This window comes from Yoonia vestfoldensis, from assembly GCF_002158905.1.
Classification (GTDB): domain Bacteria; phylum Pseudomonadota; class Alphaproteobacteria; order Rhodobacterales; family Rhodobacteraceae; genus Yoonia; species Yoonia vestfoldensis_B.
Map to the genome: position 1 here is coordinate 771,559 of NZ_CP021431.1, position 18,303 is coordinate 789,861.

Sequence of the window (18,303 nt, forward strand, 5' to 3'; positions counted from 1 at the left end):
CCATTCTACCGGCCCTCCGCTTTATCAAGGTTGGTCATGACAGTGTAGAAGACCCAAGAGACCAGCAGGATCACCAGGAAATACATCAGGCTGAAAGCCGCCGCAGGTCCAAGGTCGAACTGCCCCAGCGCCATTTTCACAAGGTCGATCGACAGGAAACTGGTGGCCGAGCCGGGCCCGCCGCCGGTCACGACGAAAGGTTCGGTATAGATCATGAAACTATCCATGAAACGCAGCAGGATCGCGATCAGCAGCACCCCCTGCATCTTGGGCAATTCGATGTAGCGGAACACCGACCAGCGGCTGGCCTGATCGATCTTGGCCGCCTGATAATAGGCCTGCGGGATGGATTGCAGACCGGCATAGGCCAGCAGCGCCACCAATGATGTCCAATGCCAGACATCCATCACCACCACGGTGATCCAGGCATGCAGCGGATCGCGCGCATAGTTCCAGTCGATCCCCAGCGCCGACAGGCCGTAACCCACCAACCCGATATCGCCGCGCCCCATGATCTGCCAGATCGTGCCGACCACGTTCCACGGGATCAGCAGGGGCAGGGCCATCAGCACCAGACAGACCGAGGCCCAGAACCCTTTTTTCGGCATGCAGACCGCAATCGCGATGCCAAGCGGGATCTGGATCGCAAGGATGATCCCCGAAAAGGCCAGTTGCCGCCCAAGCGCGCTATGCACGCGGCTGTCGGTCAGGACCTGTTCGAACCAGCCCAGACCTTCCCAGAAAAAGACATTATTGCCGAATGTGTCCTGCACCGAATAATTGACCACGGTCATCAAGGGGATGACGGCGGAAAAGGCGACCAGCACCAGCACCGGCAGGACCAGAAACCACGCCTTGTTGTTTTGAACCTTGTCCATCAGACGGCCTTTCGTTCGGGGGTTGCGACCGCCTGCAAGGGCGCGACACGCCAATCATCGGCATAGACGTTGATCCGCTCGGGCGCGAAATGCAGCCGGTTGGCACCGGCGGGCACAGCAAAGCCTTCGGGCAGGATCGCATTGACCGGCTTGCCTGCGAATTCGGCGCGCAGGATCTGGTGGCGGCCGACATCCTCGATCCGCTTGATGGTGACGGGCAGGCCGTGATCGCCTGTCGTCAGCGTGACGAATTCGGGGCGGATACCGATCTGGACGCGGCCCTGTGTGGCGCGGTAATGGCCGGCCAGGGGGATGGCGTGACCGCCGCAATGGGCCGTATTGCCTGCAATCTCTGCGTCGATCAGGTTCATGCCGGGCGATCCGATGAAATAGCCGACAAAAGTATGTTCGGGCCTGTCGAACAGATCCTCGGGCGTGCCCAGCTGGACGACGCGACCGTCATGCATCACCACCACCTTATCGGCAAAGGTCAACGCCTCGGTCTGGTCATGGGTGACATAGATCATTGTATGGCCGAATTCATTGTGCAGCGCCTTCAACTGCGTGCGCAATTCCCATTTCATATGGGGGTCGATCACGGTCAGCGGTTCGTCGAACAGGATCGCATTCACATCCTCGCGCACCATGCCGCGGCCAAGGCTGATCTTTTGCTTGGCATCCGCCGTCAGGCCGCGCGCCTTGTGTTTCAGCTGGTCTTCCATCCCGATCATGGCGGCGATCTTTTGCACCTGTGCGGCAATGGCGGCAGGGTCCATCCCGCGATTGCGCAAGGGAAAGGCCAGATTGTCGCCGACAGACATCGTGTCGTAGACCACGGGGAACTGGAACACCTGCGCGATATTGCGCGCCACGGTATCGTGATGCGTTACGTCGCGGTCGCCAAACAGGATGCGCCCACGCGAGGGCACCAGCAGGCCCGAAATGATGTTCAGCAGCGTGGATTTTCCGCAGCCCGACGCGCCCAATAGGGCATAAGCCTCGCCGTCTTTCCAGACATGGTCCAGCTGTTTGAGCGCGAAATCATCCTCGCCCTGCGGATTGGGTAGATAGGAATGTGCGAGATTATCAAGCGTGATCTGTACCATATCGCCCCCTTACGCCGCTGCCGCATAGGATGCGGGGGCGACCAGATCGCCGTTTTCGCCAAAGACATAGACATGCGCCGCATCCAGCCAGACGCTGATCGGCGTGCCGAAGTCCAGATGATGCACGCCGTGGATCAACCCGACCCAGCGGTCGCCTGTATGATCAAGATGAACAAAGGTTTCCGATCCGGTGATCTCGGTCACCCGCAAGGTGCAATCAAATTGCAGATCACCCGGCCCCTGCGCTGTCAGATGCAGATGGTCGGGGCGGAACCCGGCCGTATAGGTGCCATCGGCCAATTGCGCCAAAGCCCCCTGCGCCTTGGCCGGAGCATGGCCGAAATTGATCTGATCGCCCGATTTGACGAAAGTTGTGAAATTCATCGGCGGGTCGGAAAAGACCCGCGCGGTCGTGGCATCGCGTGGCTGGCGATAGACAGCCGGCGTCAGGCCGAATTGCGTGATCTTGCCCTGCCACATGGTCGCGACATTGCCACCCAGCAAAAGCGCTTCTTCGGGTTCGGTGGTGGCATAGACAAAGATCGCGCCGGATTCCTCGAAGATGCGGGGGATTTCGGCGCGCAATTCCTCGCGCAGTTTGTAATCGAGATTGGCCAGCGGTTCATCCAGCAAGACCAGCCCCGCGCCCTTGACCAGCGCACGCGCCAAAGCACAGCGCTGTTGCTGGCCGCCCGATAATTCCAGCGGCTTGCGGTCCAGCATCGGGGCAAGCTGCATCAGATCGGCAGCCTCGCGGACCTTGCGGTCGATCTCGGCCCGGTTCAGCCCCATCAGTTTCAAGGGCGAGGCGATGTTGTCATAGACGGTCATCGAGGGGTAATTGATGAATTGCTGATAGACCATCGCCACTTTGCGGTCCTGCACGCGCATGCCGGTCACATCGCGGCCTTCCCAGATGACGCGCCCTGTCGCGGGCACATCAAGCCCCGCCATCAGACGCATCAGCGTGGTCTTGCCCGACAATGTCGGCCCCAGCAGCACATTCATGGTGCCACGTTCCAGCGTCAGATCGGTGGGGTAGATATGGCTCTGCCCCTCGACCACCTTGCTGACGCCGTCCAAGACTAGCGACATGTTCTCTCCTCCTCGCATGCGCCTGCGTTATTCTGCGGCGCGCATCATTTCCCTTGCATGGCTGGCGATCCATTCTTGCAGATCGGCAACCTGATCCTGATCGAACCGCAGCCCCAATTTCGAGCGGCGCCACAGCACATCCTCGGCGCTATGGGCATATTCCTGCGTCAGCAGCCAGCGCAGCTCTGCCTCGGTCAGGGTCGCGCCGAAATCGCGACCCAGATCGGCGGCCTCGCTGGCCTCGCCCAGGATGTCGCGGGCTTCGGTGCCATAGGCGCGCACCAACCGCAGCGCCCAGCTATCGGTCAGGAACGGATAGCTGCGGCGCAGTTCCGAGACCAGCGCCGCGACCCCGTCATGCGGAAAATCGCCCCCCGGCAAAGGCACACCCGCGGTCCATTTGCCCCGCGCCAAAGGCAGCACCGCCCCGATCTTGTCCAGCGCGGATTCCGCCAGCCGCCGATAGGTGGTGATCTTGCCGCCAAAGATATTCAACACCGGCGCACCCGCCGATGTATCGACCTTGAGCGTGTAATCGCGGGTCGCGGCGGTGGCCGAGCTTGCCCCGTCATCATAAAGCGGGCGGACACCGGAATAGGTCCAGACGATATCATCCTTTGTCACCGGGCGCTGGAAATACTGGCTGGCGAAATCGCACAGATAATCGCGTTCGGCATCGGTGCACACAGGCGCGCGCGACGGATCGTCATGTTCGGCATCGGTCGTGCCGATCAGGGTGAAATCCTGTTCATAGGGGATCGCAAAGATGATCCGCCCGTCGGTGCCCTGAAAGAAATAGCATTTGTCGTGATCATATAACTTGCGCGTCACGATATGGCTGCCGCGTACCAGCCGCACGGTTTCGCGGCTGTTCAGCCGCAGCGCGCCGTGGATCACCTCGCCCGCCCAGGGGCCAGAGGCATTGACCAGCATCCGCGCCGCGATGATCTGTTCGCCCTGCGCGGTTCTGACGGTGACATGCCACAGCCCGTCGATGACCTGGGCGGACACTACCTCGGCGCGGGTCATGATCTGCGCACCGCGGGCTGCCGCGTCGCGGGCGTTCAGCACGACAAGCCGCGAATCCTCGACCCAGGCATCGGAATATTCGTATGCCTTGGTGAAACGATCCTCTAGCGGGCGCCCTTCGGGTGTGTCCGTCAGGCGCAGCGTCGTGGTGCCGGGCAGGATATCCCGCCCGCCCAGATTGTCATAAAGAAACAGGCCCAGCCGGATCAGCCAGGCGGGCCTGCGCCCTTTCATCCACGGCATGACAACGCCCAGCAGACGCGATGTCGGCGTGTCGCTGTCGAAGCGCATATCCTTGTGATAGGGCAGCACGAACCGCATCGGCCATGAAATATGCGGCATGGCGCGCAGCAAGGTTTCGCGTTCGATCAGTGCCTCGCGCACCAGCCGGAATTCGAAATATTCCAGATAGCGCAATCCGCCATGAAACAGCTTGGTCGAGGCCGAGGATGTGGCCCCCGCCAGATCGCCCTTTTCCGCCAGCACGACAGACAGACCGCGCCCCGCCGCGTCACGCGCAATGCCGCAACCGTTGATGCCGCCGCCGATCACCAACAGATCGTGGATGTCGGTCATGGTATCTGCAGATTGTGCCATTCGCCCTCCTCCAGCGCGGGTCGCCTCACCGACCACGGCAAAAGTAGACGCGCCAAAACGCCATGTGCAAGTTCTTTCGTTTTAACCGCATTATTTGTTCGCTTTTCGAAAAGCGAACACGAAAAGGCCATTTGTTTCTGTTATGTTCCGTGTTGCATGTTCGCGGCGGCGCAGCATATCATCAAAACGAACATTCCGCCGCGCGGGCACGATTCGAAAAGTCGCTGGCGATTGATACACTCTGACCCCGAAAGGGCTTGCGCCATGTCACAGGCCGAACGTTTGCGCGACATCCAGATCATCGCCCGCCGTGACGGGCGCGTCGGGGTCGAGGAACTGGCCGCGCATTTCGCTGTCACGATGCAGACGATCCGGCGCGATCTGGCCGATCTGGCCGATCAGGGCAAATTGCAGCGCGTGCATGGTGGCGCGATCCTGCCGTCAACCGTGGCCAATATCGGCTATCAGGACCGCCGCGACCTGAACGAGCCGGGCAAGGCCGCCATTGCCGCTGCCTGCGCGCGCGATATCCCGCAGGGCTGTTCGCTGTTCCTGAACATCGGCACCACGACCGAGGCCGTGGCCCGCGCCTTGTTGCACCACCGCGATATCATGGTGCTGACCAATAATCTGAACGTCGCCAATATCCTGATCGACAATCCGCATTGCGAGATCATCGTCGTGGGTGGCCTGTTGCGGCGCATGGATGCGGGGCTGGTCGGGACGGTGACCACGCAGGCCATCGGTCAATTCAAGTTCGATCTGGCCGTCATCAGCTGTTCGGCATTGGATGATGATGGCGATATGCTGGATTATGACATCCAGGAGGTCGGGGTCAGCCAGGCGATCCTGCGCCAGGCGCGGCGCAGTTTCCTGGTGGCGGATCATTCGAAATTCACACGCCGCGCGCCGGCGCGGATCGGTTCTCTGGCGCAGATGGACGGGTTTTATACCGACGCGCCGCTGCCGCCGAAACTGGCCGCTGATTGCCATGGCTGGAACACGGCCGTCACGATTGCGGGCCAATCACCCAGGCCGCTGGGCTGATCACCCCCAAGGCCCGCCGCGCCGCCTGCGCGTTGCCGGAACCCCCGCGCGCATGGGCTGTGGCGCTGGGGCGGCCCGGCCATGCCCCGCCATGGCGCGCAAGGCCGCGATGCGGTTTTCGGTCGCGGGATGGGTCGCGAACAGATTGTCATGCTTATGCGCATGCAGCGGGTTGATGATGAACATATGCGCGCTTGCGGGGTTGCGCTCGGCTGTGTGATTGTCGATCTGCGCGGCCCCGCGCGCGATCTTTTCCAGCGCGGCGGCCAGCCAGAGCGGGTTGCCGCAAATCTCTGCCCCGGCCTTGTCGGCGGCATATTCGCGGGTCCGGCTGATCGCCATCTGCACAAGCGCCGCAGCGAAAGGCGCCAGAAACATCAGCGCCAGCGTGCCGATCAGCCCCATCCTTTCGCGCGATCCGCCAAAGAATAGCGCGAAATTGGCCAGCATCGAAATCGCCCCGGCGAAGGTCGCGGTCACCGTCATGATCGCAGTATCATGGTTGCGGATATGGGCCAGCTCATGCGCGATCACGCCGGCCAGCTCTTCGCGGTCAAGGCTGCGCAACAGGCCTGTCGTCACTGCCACCGCCGCATGTGACGGGTTGCGCCCGGTTGCAAAAGCATTGGGCTGGGGCGTGTCGATCAGATAAAGTTTCGGTTCAGGCAGCCCCGCATTGCGCGCCAGCGCGGCGGTCATCGCATGCAGGCCCATCCGGTCGCCCCGCGTGACGGGTTCGGCACCATGCATCCGCAAGACCAGCTTGTCCGATTGCCACCAGGTAAAGACATTCATCGCCGCCGCGACCACAAATGCGATCACAGCACCGCCCGCCCCGCCCAGCAGAAAGCCGATCCCCATGAAAAGCGCGGTCATCGCTGCCATCAAGAATGCTGTTTTCACATAGCCCATCATGCACCTTGCCCGATTGCCCCGTGGTCTTATGCGCATATGGGAAACTTTGCGCCGGCGACAAGCCGGGCAAGAATTTACCCAAATTTAAGACCTCATGACGAATAATTGATCGGTGCGCATGCCGATTGTGGGGAATCGGTGGTAAATGCGGTGCAACGGGAGGGGCCTTTAAACCCATGCGTGTGTGTATTGTCGATGACGAACCGATCAGCCGGAGCGTGATCCGCGCCGTGCTGTCACGGTGCGAGGATTACGAGGTTGAATCTTTCTCTGACGGGATATCGGCGCTGACCCGCTTTCGTGATGTGGTGTTCGATCTGGTCCTTGTCGATTATCGCATGTCCGATATGGACGGGATCACCTGTATCACGCATCTGCGCGCGCTGGCTGATTACCGCTTTGTCCCCGTCATCATGCTGACCGCCGATCATGACCGCGAATTGCGGCTTTCGGCTGTGCGCTCGGGTGCGACGGATTTTCTGAACAAACCCTTTGATCCTGACGAATTGCGCGTGCGCGCGCAGAACCTGCTGTCGCTGCGCCATGCCCAGCTGGCGCTGATGGACCGGGCCCTGCACCTGGATGCCGAGGTGCAGCAGGCCACCCGCAAACTGGCCGAACGCGAAGAAGAATTGATCTGGCGGCTGGCCCGGGCCATCGAATTGCGCGATGGCACGACCCAGCAACATATCTCGCGGGTGGCGGCTGTTGCCGAAATCATTGCCCGCGCCCTGGGGCAAAGCAAAAGCTATTGCCGCACGATCTATCTGGCGGCACCGCTGCATGATACCGGCAAGATCGGCATCAGCGACGCCGTGCTGAACAAACCCTCGGCGCTGACCCCTGACGAACGGGTCGAAGTCCAGCGCCATATCGAGATCGGGGCGGAAATCCTCAAGGATGGCGACAGCGACCTGATCCGCATGGCCTATGAAATCGCGCTGTATCATCACGAAAAATGGGATGGCAGCGGCTATGGCAAGGGGCTTGTCGGGACGGATATCCCGCTGTCCGCCCGGATCACGGCCGTTGCTGATGTTTTCGATGCGCTCTGTTCTGAACGGCCCTATAAAAAGGCATGGTCTTTTGATGAAAGCTATGCTGAAATCCTGCGCCAGTCGGGGCGGCATTTTGATCCGCATTGCGTGCTGGCCTTCACGGCCGGGTTGGACGAAATCCGACGCTATTATTCCGATGTTGTCATGATCACCCATGTTGCCTGATCTTCTGCAAAACAAGGGCCCAAGATGAAATATCTGCTGCTGTTTGTCCTGACCATGGTCGTTTCCGTGGTGCAGGCGCATGAATTGCCCGCGCCGCAAGGTGACGTGATCCTGACGGTTTCGGGAAATATCACCCGAACCAACGGGGATGGCCTCGCACGCTTTGACCGCGCGATGTTGCACGATTTGCAACAGGGCACGATCACCACCGCCACCCCCTGGTTCGAGGCGGCGCATGATTTCTCTGGCCCGTTGGGCATGGCCCTGCTGGATGCGGTGGGCGCGCAGGGTGCCAATTTGCGGGTCATCGCGCTGAACGATTACGCGGCGAATGTCCCGACCAGTGATCTGCGCGATCTGGGGGTGGTGCTGGCGACCCGGCTGGACGGGCAGGTGATGTCGGTGCGTGACAAGGGCCCGTTATTCCTGATTTACCCGTTCGACGATAACCCTGACCTATTCCACGAGGTGTATTTCGGCCGATCCGTCTGGCAGATCGCGCGGATCGACGTCGGCAATTAAGATGGGCTCTCCCAAGGTCTTGGGTTGGACGGTCTCGGTGCGCTGGGTCACCTTTGCGCTGATGGTGCTGGGGGTGGCATTGATCGCGGCCACCGCCTATCTTTTCGCCAGTTTGCAGGATCGCCGGCAGGTCATGCTGCAAAGCGTGCGTGAAGATGCCATGTGGGCGGTGTTCCAGACCCACCGGCAGGCGTCACGCCTGGCCCAATCGGTGTTGGAGGCGCAGAATAATCCGACCCAAGAAACGGCCGATGCGGTCCTGCTGAGCTTTGATTTGCTTTATAGCCGGGTTGCCTTGCTGGACCGGGGTGTCTTTGCGGATTCGTTTCAGGCCTCTGGCGAATTGCAGACGATCGAGGCGGCCATCCGCCAGGATATTGACGACCTCGCACAGATGATCGACCTGCGTGCCGATGACCGCGCCGCACTTGAAGAGGCGCTGCCGCTGATCCTTGCCAAGGTCTGGCAGGTCAAATCGGCCAGCAACGATCTGGTCATCGCGACCAATGCGACGCTGAACGAGGCCCGTGTCGCAAGCCGGCAGCAGACATTTGCCTTGTACCAGCGGCTTGCCATGGCCGTGGCGGTCGCGGCGCTGGTGTTTATCTGTACGATCCTGCTGCAATTCCTTGACCTGCGCATCATTTCGCAAACCCAGCAGCAATTGCGCGACCTGTCGATCCGCAATTCGCGCAGCGCCGCCGCCGCCGAGGCTGCAAGCGCCGCCAAATCGATGTTCCTGGCCACGATGAGCCATGAAATCCGCACGCCGTTGAACGGGATCATCGGCTCGGCCGATCTTTTGCGCACCGATGATCTGGACCCCGCGCAATCGCGCCGCGTCTTGGCGATCTGGCGCTCGGGGCATGTGTTGCTGGATATCATCAATGATATTCTCGATTATTCGAACCTTGATGCCAATGGCGTCACCGTCAATGATGCGCCTGTGTCATTGCCCGATGTGGCCGGTCTGGTGCAGGATGTGTTTCAGGCGCGGATCGCGGATGCGGGGCTGTCGTTTGACATTGATCTGCCCGCCGTCACCGTCATGACCGATGAGGTCCGGCTGCGGCAGATCTTGCTGAACCTTGTGGCCAATGCGATCAAATTCACCCCGGCGGGCAGGATCTGTGTGCGCGGCACGCTTTTGCCGCAGGTCGGTTTGCGCATCGAGGTGCAAGATAGCGGCATCGGCATTGCGTCGGAAAATCATGACAAGCTGTTCCGCGATTTCAGCCAGATCGAAGACACGGCATCGCGCCGCTTTGGTGGCACCGGTCTGGGCCTTGCGATCTGCCGACGGATTGTCACCGGCATGGGCGGGCGGATCGGTGTCCAAAGCGCTATTGACCAGGGCAGCGTGTTCTGGGTCGAATTGCCGGTCGCGATCCTGGGTCCGGCGGCCCCCCTTGCGGCGCGCCCGGCCCCGATCCTGCCCGCGGTGCCGCGCGACATCCGGGTGCTGCTGGTCGAGGATAACGCCATCAACCGCGAGGTCGCGGCGGCCTTGTTGCAAAGTTTCGGCGCCAGGGTCGTCACCGCCAATGATGGCAGTATCGCGCTTGATCTTGTGCAGCTGGATGCTTTCGATCTGGTGATGATGGATTTGCAGATGCCGGTGATGGATGGTCTGGCCGCGACCCGCGCGATCCGCGCGCTTGGCATTGATCTGCCGATTATCGGCCTGACTGCCAATGCCTTTGCCGAGGATCGGCAGCGCTGCATGGATGCTGGCATGACCGATTTCATGGCCAAACCCGTGACCCGTGACAAATTGGGGGCGGTGCTGCGCGGCGCGATCTGCGCGCAAAGGCCGTCGCCCGCAGCCCCGGTGGCCGATGCTTTGCTGGATATGACGCAATTGCAATCGGTGCTGGACGAGCTTGGCCCCGGCCTGTTCTGCGATTTGCTGGGCCAGGTCCATAAGGATGCCGCGGCGCTGGCCGAGAAGGGGAAAACCGGCGCGGATGATGCGGCCATCCATCAGCTGGATGACCTGCTGCATGCGCTGAAAGGCGCGGTCATGACGCTGGGATTGCGCCATGCTGGCGACGAATGTGAAACCCTCTATGCGCAGCAGGCCAAAGATACCGCTGACTTTGCCGCGCTTTTCGCATCGATCAGCCACAGTATCGATGCCGCGCGCGCGGCGGTGCGTGACAGCCCCGCCGACCCGCGCCGGCTGTCGCGCCTGCCGGTCGATCAGCAACGATAAGATGCGGGCCCATGCCTGCGGGACCTCGGCGTGATCTGCACAGGCAGGCCGCGCAGCGGGGCATCGTAACACATCCCGCATCCTGATCAGCGCGGCGGCCATTTACTTTCATCACCAGTCGCATATCAGGTGATCAGCACGCCCCTTCAGGCCATCATGGCCGCCGCCGCATGGATCATTGCAGGGGCGACAGTCGCAAGATCGGGAAAAAGGACAAGCCAATGAAACTCCTGCGTTACGGCCCGCGCGGTCAGGAAAAGCCCGGATGTCTGGATGCGCAAGGCCGCGTGCGCGCCCTGTCCGCCCATGTGCCCGACATCGCCGCAGCCGCCTTGTTGCCCGACAGCATCGCGCGGCTGCAGGCGCTTGATATCGACAGCCTGCCGGTTGTGGATGGTATCCCCCAAGATGACCTGCGGCTGGGTGCTTGTGTCGGGCAGGTCGGCAAATTCATCTGTATCGGGCTGAATTACGCGGATCATGCCGCCGAAAGCGGCCTTGCCGTGCCGCCCGAACCGGTGATCTTTAGCAAATGGACATCTGCCATCACGGGGCCGGATGATGACATCCTGATCCCGCGCGGATCGGTCAAGACCGATTGGGAGGTCGAGCTGGGCGTCGTGATCGGGCAGGGCGGCGCCTATATCGCCGAATCTGACGCCATGGCCCATGTGGCGGGGTTCTGCGTGATCAATGATGTGTCCGAACGCGAATACCAGATCGAACGCGCGGGCACCTGGGACAAGGGCAAGGGCTGCGACACATTCGGTCCCATCGGCCCATGGCTGGTGACCCGCGACGAGATCGCCGATCATGACGCCCTGCGCCTCTGGCTAGAGGTGGACGGCCATCGCTATCAGGACGGCAGCACCGCGACGATGGTCTATAAAGTGCCGCATCTTATTGCCTATTGTTCGCGCTTCATGAGCCTGCAACCGGGCGACATCATCTCGACCGGCACACCGCCGGGCGTGGGCATGGGGCAAAAGCCGCAGCGCTATCTGGCGGGGGGCGAAACCATGCGCCTTGGCATCGCGGGGCTGGGTGTGCAGACCCAGAAAGTCGTCAATCAGGGTTAGGTATCGCTGCGGCCAAAGATCGCCTCGACCTCGGCCTTGCCTTTGGGCCGCAGGCTGAGCAAGCCATCGCGCCGTTCAATCAGGTCGCGGTCATGCGCGCGCAGCACGGCGGCACGGGCGCGCGGGGCGGGCCAGCGCAGGTGGTCGACCAAGGCGCGCAGGGTGTTTTCCTCGGCCATGGCGGGGGTGTCTTGATGGGTGAACAGATGCGCCACCAGCGTGCGGCAATCATGGTCCAGCCGCTCGCTCCGTGCGCGCAGCGCTTGGGCCAGTAACCCTTGGGCCGGGGCAAAGAGCAGCGCCAGCGCGAACCAGACCCCTGTCATGCTGGCCATCATCCCGCCGATCGACACGTTCCAATGCAGCGCCAGAAAATAGCCGCTGATCACCGCCGCCACCGCAAAGCCTACTGCCAGCAGCACCATCAGCCACAGCCGCCGGGTCAGCAGATATGCCGTCGCAGGCGGCACCACGACGAAAGCGATGAACAAGATCGCGCCGACCGCGTCGAAGGCCGCAACCGCCGTCACGCTGGTCAGCGTCAATATCGCGTAATGCAACACGCCGGGCAAAAACCCCAAGGCAGCGGCCAGCCCGGCATCGAAGGTCGCAAGCTTTAGCTCCTTCCACAGCAGCAGCACAAAGCTAAGGTTCACCACCAACACCGCCCCCAATGTCGCGACTGCGACCGGCACATCCACCCCCAACAGCGCCACGGTATTCAGCCAGACAAAGCCGATCTCGCCCAGCAGCACGCTGTCCACATCCAGATGCACATTGCGCGCATTGATCGAGATCAGGATCACCCCGGCGGCAAAGAGTGCGGGAAATACCAGCCCGATGGCCGCATCCATCTTGACCAGTTTTGAGCGCGCCAGAAGTTCCGACAAGACCACGGTCAACACGCCGGTGATCGCCGCCCCAAGCACCTGCACCGGCCCCGATGTCTGGCCGGTCAGCAGCCAGACGATGATGATGCCAAAGACGATGGAATGGCTGATCGCATCGGTCAGCATCGCATTGCCCCGCAAGATCAGGAACGACCCCAGCAGGGCCGCCGAAATCCCCGTCAGCACGCCGGTCAGCATGATCATCAAGGGGATTGCGGAAAAGAAGGCCTCGATCATTCGCTGGACTGCTTTTTATGGTCTGTGCCGGACAGGGTTGCGGCCTCGCTATGGCCTGCTTTGGTCAATTCCCAATGCGGCGTGGTTTCAGGCGGATGGGTGACCGACCGGATCAATCCGCGACTTTCCAATGATGCCAGCGTTGCGGCGGGTGGTTTGGCGCCCAAGGCCACCTGCAACATGCCCCGTTCGGACGGATAGCGCGCATCATCATGCATCTGCGCAAAGCCCTGCAAGGTGGCCAGCACCCGCCCGTCGCTGATCCGTGCGCGCGCGCGCCGTGTGGCGGCGGCCTGCCAGACCAGCCCGCGCCCGGGGGCGATCAGCAAAGAGATCATCACAATCACCGTGGCGATCAGCACGACGACCGGCCCGGTGGCCAGCCCGCGTGTCGTGGCGCTGACCAGCGCGCCGCCTGCACCAGACAGCGCCCCGATGGCCGCCGATAGCAGCACCATGCCGCCCAGCGAATTGGTCCATTGCCGCGCCGCCGCCGCGGGCGCGATCAGCAGGGCGACCATCAGGATCACGCCCACCAGCTGCAAACCCACCACGATAGCCAGCGCCACCATGACGGTCAGCACCGCCTCTAGCAGGGTGACCGGAAAACCTTGTGAGCGCGCGAAATCCGCATCGAAGCTGACCAGCTTGAATTCCTTCCACAAGGCCAGCACCAGCACCAGCGCGCCCAGCCCGACCCCGCCCATGATCCATAGATCGCTGCGCAGGATCGCTGCGGCCTGCCCGAACAGAAAGGTCATCAGCCCCAGGCTGCCGGACCCGCCCTGCGTCTGGATCACGGTCAGCAGCACGATCCCCACGGCGAAAAACACGCTGAGCACGATGCCAAGGGCCGCATCGGTTTTCAGCGTCGTGCGCCGCGCGATCAGCATCATGATCAAAGCGGCCAGCGCCCCCGTGACGAAAGCGCCCAGCATCACGCTGCCCAGATCACGCCCGCCTGCGACCAAAAACCCAAGGCAGACGCCGGGCAGGGCGGCATGGCTAAGCGCATCGCCCAGCAGGCTTTGGCGGCGCAGCACGGCAAATGTCCCCAGCATCCCCGAAATCGCCCCCAGCAGCGCCGCACCGATCAGCACGGTCTGGACGATATCGCTGGACAAAAGGGCGATGATGGCGCTCACCCTGCGGCCTGCGCGGCTGGCACGGCGATCATCGCCAGATGGCGGCCATAGGCGGCGCGCAGGTTCTCGGCCGAATAGGTCTGCGCGACGGGGCCTTGCGCGATGATGCGCACATTCAGCATGACCAGCCAGTCGAAATAGCTTTGGACCGTGGTCAGATCGTGATGCACGACGATCACGGTGCGCCCGGCATCGCGGAGTTTCTTCAACAAGGCGATGATGATCGCCTCGGTGCTGGCATCGACGCCGGCCATCGGTTCGTCAAGGATCAAGATCGGCGCGTCCTGCACCAAGGCGCGTGCGATAAAGACGCGCTGTTGCTGACCGCCCGACAATTGGCTGATCTGGCGGTCGGCGTAATCCTGCATCCCGACCTCGGCCAAAGCGGCCAAAGCGCGCGCATGTTCGGCCTTGCCCGGACGGCGCAGCCAGCCCAGATCGCGGTAAAGGCCCATTTCGACGACATCGCGCGCCGTTGTCGGGAAATCCCAATCGACGCTGTGGCGCTGCGGCACATAGCCGATCTGCCCGCGCATCTGGCCGATGGGACGCCCCAGAAACCGCACATGCCCGGCCACGGGCCGCACAAGGCCAAGCGCGGCCTTGATCAGCGTCGATTTGCCCGCGCCGTTCGGGCCGACGATGGCGCACATCACGCCGGGGGGGATATCAATATCGATATCCCACAAGACCGGATGCGCGCCATAGGTGACGGTCAGATCCTCGACATGCAGCGCCTGTTCAGGCTCGTGCAGGGTATCGTCACGCATCGTTGCCTCTTTTCTGCGGATAGGGCTGCGGGGGGATCACTCGATCTCCCAGTCGCGCGCCCAATCCTGCAATGTCTCTGGCCAATCCGGCACTGTGCCGCCCAAGGCGGTGGTCACTGTCACCGTATTGGCGCGCATCATCCCGATATAGGTGCCTTCGGGCGTGTCGTCATCACCCATCGCATCCGAAAACAATGCGCCACCGATGACAACCTCATGGCCTTGGCTGCGCAGCTCTGCAACCAGCGCCTCGATGGTGCGGGGGTTGATCGTGGTTTCGACAAAGACCGCAGGCACGCCATTGCTGGCGACAAAGGCCGCCACATCGCGGATATCGCCGATGCTGGCCTCGGCTTCGGTGCTGATGCCTTCGATCGCTTCTGACGCCTGCATCCCATAGCCCCCGGCGAAATATTCAAAAGCGTCATGCGCCGTGACCAGCAGGCGCTGGTTGGCAGGGATCGTGCTGATCGCCTGTGTTACCCAATCATGCAGCGCGTCAAGCTGTGCTGTATAGCCTGCCACATTCGCCGCCAGATCATCCGCGCAATCGGGGCGCTGGGCGGCGATGGCGTCACCGATCACCGGCGCGATCTGCGCCCAGAGGCTGACATTCATCCACAGATGCGGGTCGATCTGTGCGGTGTCCTCGGCGTCGCCCAGCAAGATGCTGTCGTCAAAGCTCGCGCGTGCAAGGCCGATGGTCGGTGTGCGGTCGGTGAAACCGGCCAGCACCTCGGCCAGCCGCGCTTCGAGGGCGGGATCGACATATAGGATCAGATCGGCACCAGACAGTTTTTGCACATCCGCCGCCGTCGGGCGGTAAAGATGCGGATCGCTGCCTGCCCCCAGCAACGGGGTCACAAGGGCGCAATCCCCCGCCACATTGGCAGCGACATCCGAAATCATGCTGACGGTGGTCAGCACATTCAGTGGCGCATCTTGCGGCCCATCCTGCGCAAGGCCCGGCGCGCTGGTCGCGATCGCCGCGGCTGTGCCGCAAAGCCAGTGTTTGACGCTTGGGATGGGCATGGGGACTCCTTTGATTCGCATCATGATTTTGCTCTTTATATGCAAATGAGAAGCGTTCGCAACTTATTTCCCGCGCCGTGACAGGGCGTCCCGCAGCGGCCCGCCGGGATGTCAGGCGCCAGTCTCGTGCTGCGAAAGCTCTGCCGTGCGGGGCGTTAAGGTATTATTAATGAACAGTTTTAATCGGTAATTTTGCTACATGAAGGCGAAACTTAACGTTCAGGCGCTTTGATCTTCTCGTTGTGGAACGGGGGTTCAGAACCATGAAAAAAGCACTTTGCCTTGTGCCGATACTGGTGCTTGCCGCCTGCAATCCAGATACGCCGTCCACCGATAATCCCTGGGGTGTGACGCGGGTGCCGCCTGTCAGTCGCCCGTCCGATGTCATTGGTCCGACCACGGGGGATAATGCCTTTCCATGGAATCGCTATTTCGTGACTGAATTCGATCAGGCGGCGCTGGGCCGTATCCGTGCGCTGCCCGGCTATGTTGCGAATAGGTTCAGTTTCAACCTCAGCGTCAGGGATCATCCTGTCTATGGTGGGTTCGGCGCGGTGGTGACGAGCAATCCGCTTGCTGCGGCGCGGCTTGATTATGCGCTATCCACGGGGCTGACCGGGGCAGGGCAGGTCGTGTCGATGATCGACAGCAGCCTGCGTTTGTCGCATGACCAATTCGCGGGCAAGACAATCTATAGTTCCGGCCAGCCCCCGCCAGCGGGCGAGTTTCACGGCACGGCGGTTGCTTCTGTCATGGTGGGCACCGGGCAGAACGGCGGCACGCTGGGTTTTGCGCCGGGGGCGGATCTGCATCAGGGCTATCTGAATTACAACGCGCCGGTGAATTGGCATACGCTGGGCCAATATATGCGCGATGCGGCAAGTATCGGCGCGATTGCCTCTAACAATTCTTGGGGGCTCAGGGATGCGACCCTGCGCAATACCGATGTCGGGAATTTTGTGCGCAATACGCAGCCCTATGTCGACGGGCTGCGCAGCTTTGCCGCTGATGGCGTCATCGTCTTTGCCTTGCAAAACGATTATGCGGCCGATAGCGCCAGCCTGATGGCGGGCCTGCCGCTGGGCGCCCCCGAGCTCGAGTCCAGCTGGATCTCTGTTATCAATGCCATCCCGACCTTTGATGACAATGGCATCACCAGTGCCGTGCGCATTTCGACAGCCTGCCTTGAAACCGGGCGGTTCTGCATGGCGGCGAATGGCCAGATCAAAGTCGCGACCGAAAGCAGTGACAGCGGCTATGCGATTGGCGTCGGCGCCTCCTTTGCCGCGCCGCAGGTTGCGGGGTCCATCGCGCTTTTGGCCGAGGCATTTCCCGACCTGACCGCCACCCAATTGCGCAACAGGCTGTTGGTGACAGCCGATAACGGGTTCTTTGATCATGATGATGTGGTCACTTTCGCGCCCGGGATCGTGCATGGCTATAATGCGGAATTCGGGCATGGGTTTCTTGACCTGCGGGCCGCCTTGCTGCCGATTGGGCAGGCGGTGGTGCCATTGGCGGATGGTGGCAGTGTCGATCTGGGCAATGCCGTGATCATCGCCGGATCAGCCGTTGGTGACAGCCTCGCGCAGGCCCTGGCGGCTGTGGATATCGTGACGACAGACCAGATGGCCGGGCATTTCATGGTTTCTGGCGCGGTTCTTGCGGCACCGGCGCGCCGCAGCGATCCGGCCGGGCTGGCGCTGATCGCAGGGCTGCGCGGTGACATGGGCGCGGGTCGTCGGGCCTTTTATGCCGCGATCCGGGACGGGACGGGATTGGTGGCCGACGGGGCCGGCTGGCACGCGCCAAGCGGTGCCGATTTGCTGGGGGCCGAGGCGGTGGCGCTGACCGCCCCCGGTGACGATTTTGGCGCGGCGGTGCTGATCGGGGATGCGCTAGCGGGGGTTGCGCTGCGCCAGAGCTTTGATCTGGGGCAGGCACAGGCGCAGGTCGGGGTGATGACGCTCCAGACTGACGGGTCGATCCTGGGCATCGCCGCCTCGCAGGATGCGGGCGATATCAGCGCTGTCACCCATGCGCTGCATCTGGATGTTGCCACAAAGCTTGCGGCGGGTGCCGCCCTGCGCCTGAGCGCCGAGATCGGCATGGCAGAGGGGCAGGGGGCGGGGGTTCTGGGCGATGTCAGCACGCTGGTCTATGACCGCATCGGCCTGTCGGTCGCGCGCGCCGATCTGGCCACCAAGGGCGATGTACTGTCCATTTTCGCGCGTCAGCCGATTGCGATCACCCAGGGCTCGGCAAGGCTGGATCTGCCGGTCCAGATGTCGGGCAATGCGATCGGCTATGCCAGCCATGATATCGGCCTTGCGCCCACGGCGCGGCAGCGCGACCTTGGCTTTGAATATCGCGCGCCGCTGTCCCGCTCTGGGGATCTGCGCATCGGCATGATGCACAGCCGCAACGAAGGCAATGTGACGGGTCAGAGCGTTCTGTCGGGCTTTGTCGGGGTGCAATTCCGGCACTGACACAAAGATGACCGATGGCGCATCTTGCCTGCAT

General features: G+C 62.1%; 15 protein-coding genes. 6 read left to right on the plus strand and 9 right to left on the minus strand.

Annotation, left to right across the window (positions count from 1 at the left end; translation table 11 throughout):
* Positions 1-5 precede the first annotated feature (5 nt).
* Genes LOKVESSMR4R_RS03770 through glpD form a run of 4 tightly spaced genes read right to left on the minus strand, consistent with a single transcriptional unit; the run spans position 6 to position 4,705 of the window.
* The gene (locus LOKVESSMR4R_RS03770; protein WP_087206373.1) at positions 6-878 is read right to left on the minus strand and encodes a carbohydrate ABC transporter permease; all 873 of its coding nucleotides are present in this window, start codon (positions 876-878) and stop codon (positions 6-8) included.
* On the minus strand, positions 878-1,984 hold the full coding sequence (locus LOKVESSMR4R_RS03775; protein WP_087206374.1) for an ABC transporter ATP-binding protein: 1,107 nt from the start codon (positions 1,982-1,984) through the stop codon (positions 878-880). The genes LOKVESSMR4R_RS03770 and LOKVESSMR4R_RS03775 overlap by 1 nt, the downstream gene beginning before the upstream one ends.
* Positions 1,985-1,993: 9 nt before the next feature.
* Positions 1,994-3,079 carry an ABC transporter ATP-binding protein gene (locus LOKVESSMR4R_RS03780; RefSeq protein WP_087206375.1) on the minus strand — a complete coding sequence of 362 codons (1,086 nt, stop codon included), beginning with the start codon at positions 3,077-3,079 and terminating at the stop codon, positions 1,994-1,996.
* Between the two features lie 27 nt (positions 3,080-3,106).
* The gene (gene glpD, locus LOKVESSMR4R_RS03785) at positions 3,107-4,705 is read right to left on the minus strand and encodes a glycerol-3-phosphate dehydrogenase (protein ID WP_087206376.1); all 1,599 of its coding nucleotides are present in this window, start codon (positions 4,703-4,705) and stop codon (positions 3,107-3,109) included.
* A gap of 264 nt (positions 4,706-4,969) precedes the next feature.
* On the opposite strand from glpD, the gene LOKVESSMR4R_RS03790 reads away from it, so the two are divergent.
* Entirely contained in the window at positions 4,970-5,752 is a 783-nt protein-coding gene (locus LOKVESSMR4R_RS03790) for a DeoR/GlpR family DNA-binding transcription regulator (protein ID WP_087212547.1), read from the plus strand.
* Here the strand turns inward: LOKVESSMR4R_RS03790 and htpX are convergent, their stop codons facing one another.
* Positions 5,753-6,664 (minus strand): zinc metalloprotease HtpX, encoded by a 912-nt coding sequence (gene htpX, locus LOKVESSMR4R_RS03795; protein WP_087212550.1) that lies wholly within the window; start codon positions 6,662-6,664, stop codon positions 5,753-5,755.
* 179 nt (positions 6,665-6,843) lie between these two features.
* On the opposite strand from htpX, the gene LOKVESSMR4R_RS03800 reads away from it, so the two are divergent.
* The 4 genes from LOKVESSMR4R_RS03800 to LOKVESSMR4R_RS03815 all read left to right on the plus strand — a co-directional run bounded on the left by LOKVESSMR4R_RS03800 (position 6,844) and on the right by LOKVESSMR4R_RS03815 (position 11,706).
* Complete coding sequence (locus tag LOKVESSMR4R_RS03800; protein WP_087206377.1) at positions 6,844-7,890, plus strand: HD domain-containing phosphohydrolase; 1,047 nt, start codon at positions 6,844-6,846, stop codon at positions 7,888-7,890.
* Between the two features lie 24 nt (positions 7,891-7,914).
* Positions 7,915-8,412: a hypothetical protein gene (locus LOKVESSMR4R_RS03805; protein WP_087206378.1), complete on the plus strand. Its 498-nt coding sequence runs from the start codon at positions 7,915-7,917 to the stop codon at positions 8,410-8,412.
* 1 nt (position 8,413) lies between these two features.
* Complete coding sequence (locus LOKVESSMR4R_RS03810) at positions 8,414-10,627, plus strand: hybrid sensor histidine kinase/response regulator (RefSeq protein WP_237331897.1); 2,214 nt, start codon at positions 8,414-8,416, stop codon at positions 10,625-10,627.
* A gap of 221 nt (positions 10,628-10,848) precedes the next feature.
* Positions 10,849-11,706 (plus strand): fumarylacetoacetate hydrolase family protein, encoded by an 858-nt coding sequence (locus LOKVESSMR4R_RS03815; RefSeq protein ID WP_087212556.1) that lies wholly within the window; start codon positions 10,849-10,851, stop codon positions 11,704-11,706.
* On the opposite strand, the gene LOKVESSMR4R_RS03820 is transcribed toward LOKVESSMR4R_RS03815, so the two are convergent.
* From LOKVESSMR4R_RS03820 to LOKVESSMR4R_RS03835, 4 genes are read right to left on the minus strand one after another with little or no spacing between them, the layout of a single operon-like run.
* A complete protein-coding gene (locus tag LOKVESSMR4R_RS03820) occupies positions 11,703-12,833 on the minus strand; it encodes a metal ABC transporter permease (protein ID WP_087206379.1) in 1,131 nt (376 codons plus the stop codon). The two genes, LOKVESSMR4R_RS03815 and LOKVESSMR4R_RS03820, sit on opposite strands and share 4 nt — an antisense overlap.
* Positions 12,830-13,978, minus strand: coding sequence for a metal ABC transporter permease (locus LOKVESSMR4R_RS03825; RefSeq protein ID WP_087206380.1), 1,149 nt, complete (start codon positions 13,976-13,978; stop codon positions 12,830-12,832). Before LOKVESSMR4R_RS03825 ends, LOKVESSMR4R_RS03820 begins: the two co-directional genes overlap by 4 nt.
* Complete coding sequence (locus LOKVESSMR4R_RS03830; RefSeq protein ID WP_087206381.1) at positions 13,975-14,748, minus strand: metal ABC transporter ATP-binding protein; 774 nt, start codon at positions 14,746-14,748, stop codon at positions 13,975-13,977. Before LOKVESSMR4R_RS03830 ends, LOKVESSMR4R_RS03825 begins: the two co-directional genes overlap by 4 nt.
* A 36-nt stretch (positions 14,749-14,784) precedes the next feature.
* Positions 14,785-15,780 carry a metal ABC transporter solute-binding protein, Zn/Mn family gene (locus LOKVESSMR4R_RS03835; RefSeq protein ID WP_087206382.1) on the minus strand — a complete coding sequence of 332 codons (996 nt, stop codon included), beginning with the start codon at positions 15,778-15,780 and terminating at the stop codon, positions 14,785-14,787.
* Positions 15,781-16,043: 263 nt separating this feature from the next.
* Between LOKVESSMR4R_RS03835 and LOKVESSMR4R_RS03840 the strand changes: the two genes are divergently transcribed.
* A complete protein-coding gene (locus tag LOKVESSMR4R_RS03840; RefSeq protein WP_087206383.1) occupies positions 16,044-18,269 on the plus strand; it encodes a S8 family peptidase in 2,226 nt (741 codons plus the stop codon).
* The last annotated feature ends 34 nt before the right edge of the window (positions 18,270-18,303 follow it).

Coding starts and splice junctions, on each gene's coding strand:
- LOKVESSMR4R_RS03810 (WP_237331897.1), top strand. CDS start 8,414: ATGGGCTCTCCCAAGGTCTTGGGTTGGACGGTCTCGGTGCGCTGGGTC.
- LOKVESSMR4R_RS03840 (WP_087206383.1), top strand. CDS start 16,044: ATGAAAAAAGCACTTTGCCTTGTGCCGATACTGGTGCTTGCCGCCTGC.
- LOKVESSMR4R_RS03800 (WP_087206377.1), top strand. CDS start 6,844: ATGCGTGTGTGTATTGTCGATGACGAACCGATCAGCCGGAGCGTGATC.
- LOKVESSMR4R_RS03820 (WP_087206379.1), bottom strand. CDS start 12,833: ATGATCGAGGCCTTCTTTTCCGCAATCCCCTTGATGATCATGCTGACC.
- LOKVESSMR4R_RS03770 (WP_087206373.1), bottom strand. CDS start 878: ATGGACAAGGTTCAAAACAACAAGGCGTGGTTTCTGGTCCTGCCGGTG.
- LOKVESSMR4R_RS03790 (WP_087212547.1), top strand. CDS start 4,970: ATGTCACAGGCCGAACGTTTGCGCGACATCCAGATCATCGCCCGCCGT.
- htpX (WP_087212550.1), bottom strand. CDS start 6,664: ATGGGCTATGTGAAAACAGCATTCTTGATGGCAGCGATGACCGCGCTT.
- LOKVESSMR4R_RS03815 (WP_087212556.1), top strand. CDS start 10,849: ATGAAACTCCTGCGTTACGGCCCGCGCGGTCAGGAAAAGCCCGGATGT.
- LOKVESSMR4R_RS03835 (WP_087206382.1), bottom strand. CDS start 15,780: ATGCCCATCCCAAGCGTCAAACACTGGCTTTGCGGCACAGCCGCGGCG.
- glpD (WP_087206376.1), bottom strand. CDS start 4,705: ATGGCACAATCTGCAGATACCATGACCGACATCCACGATCTGTTGGTG.
- LOKVESSMR4R_RS03830 (WP_087206381.1), bottom strand. CDS start 14,748: ATGCGTGACGATACCCTGCACGAGCCTGAACAGGCGCTGCATGTCGAG.
- LOKVESSMR4R_RS03805 (WP_087206378.1), top strand. CDS start 7,915: ATGAAATATCTGCTGCTGTTTGTCCTGACCATGGTCGTTTCCGTGGTG.
- LOKVESSMR4R_RS03775 (WP_087206374.1), bottom strand. CDS start 1,984: ATGGTACAGATCACGCTTGATAATCTCGCACATTCCTATCTACCCAAT.
- LOKVESSMR4R_RS03780 (WP_087206375.1), bottom strand. CDS start 3,079: ATGTCGCTAGTCTTGGACGGCGTCAGCAAGGTGGTCGAGGGGCAGAGC.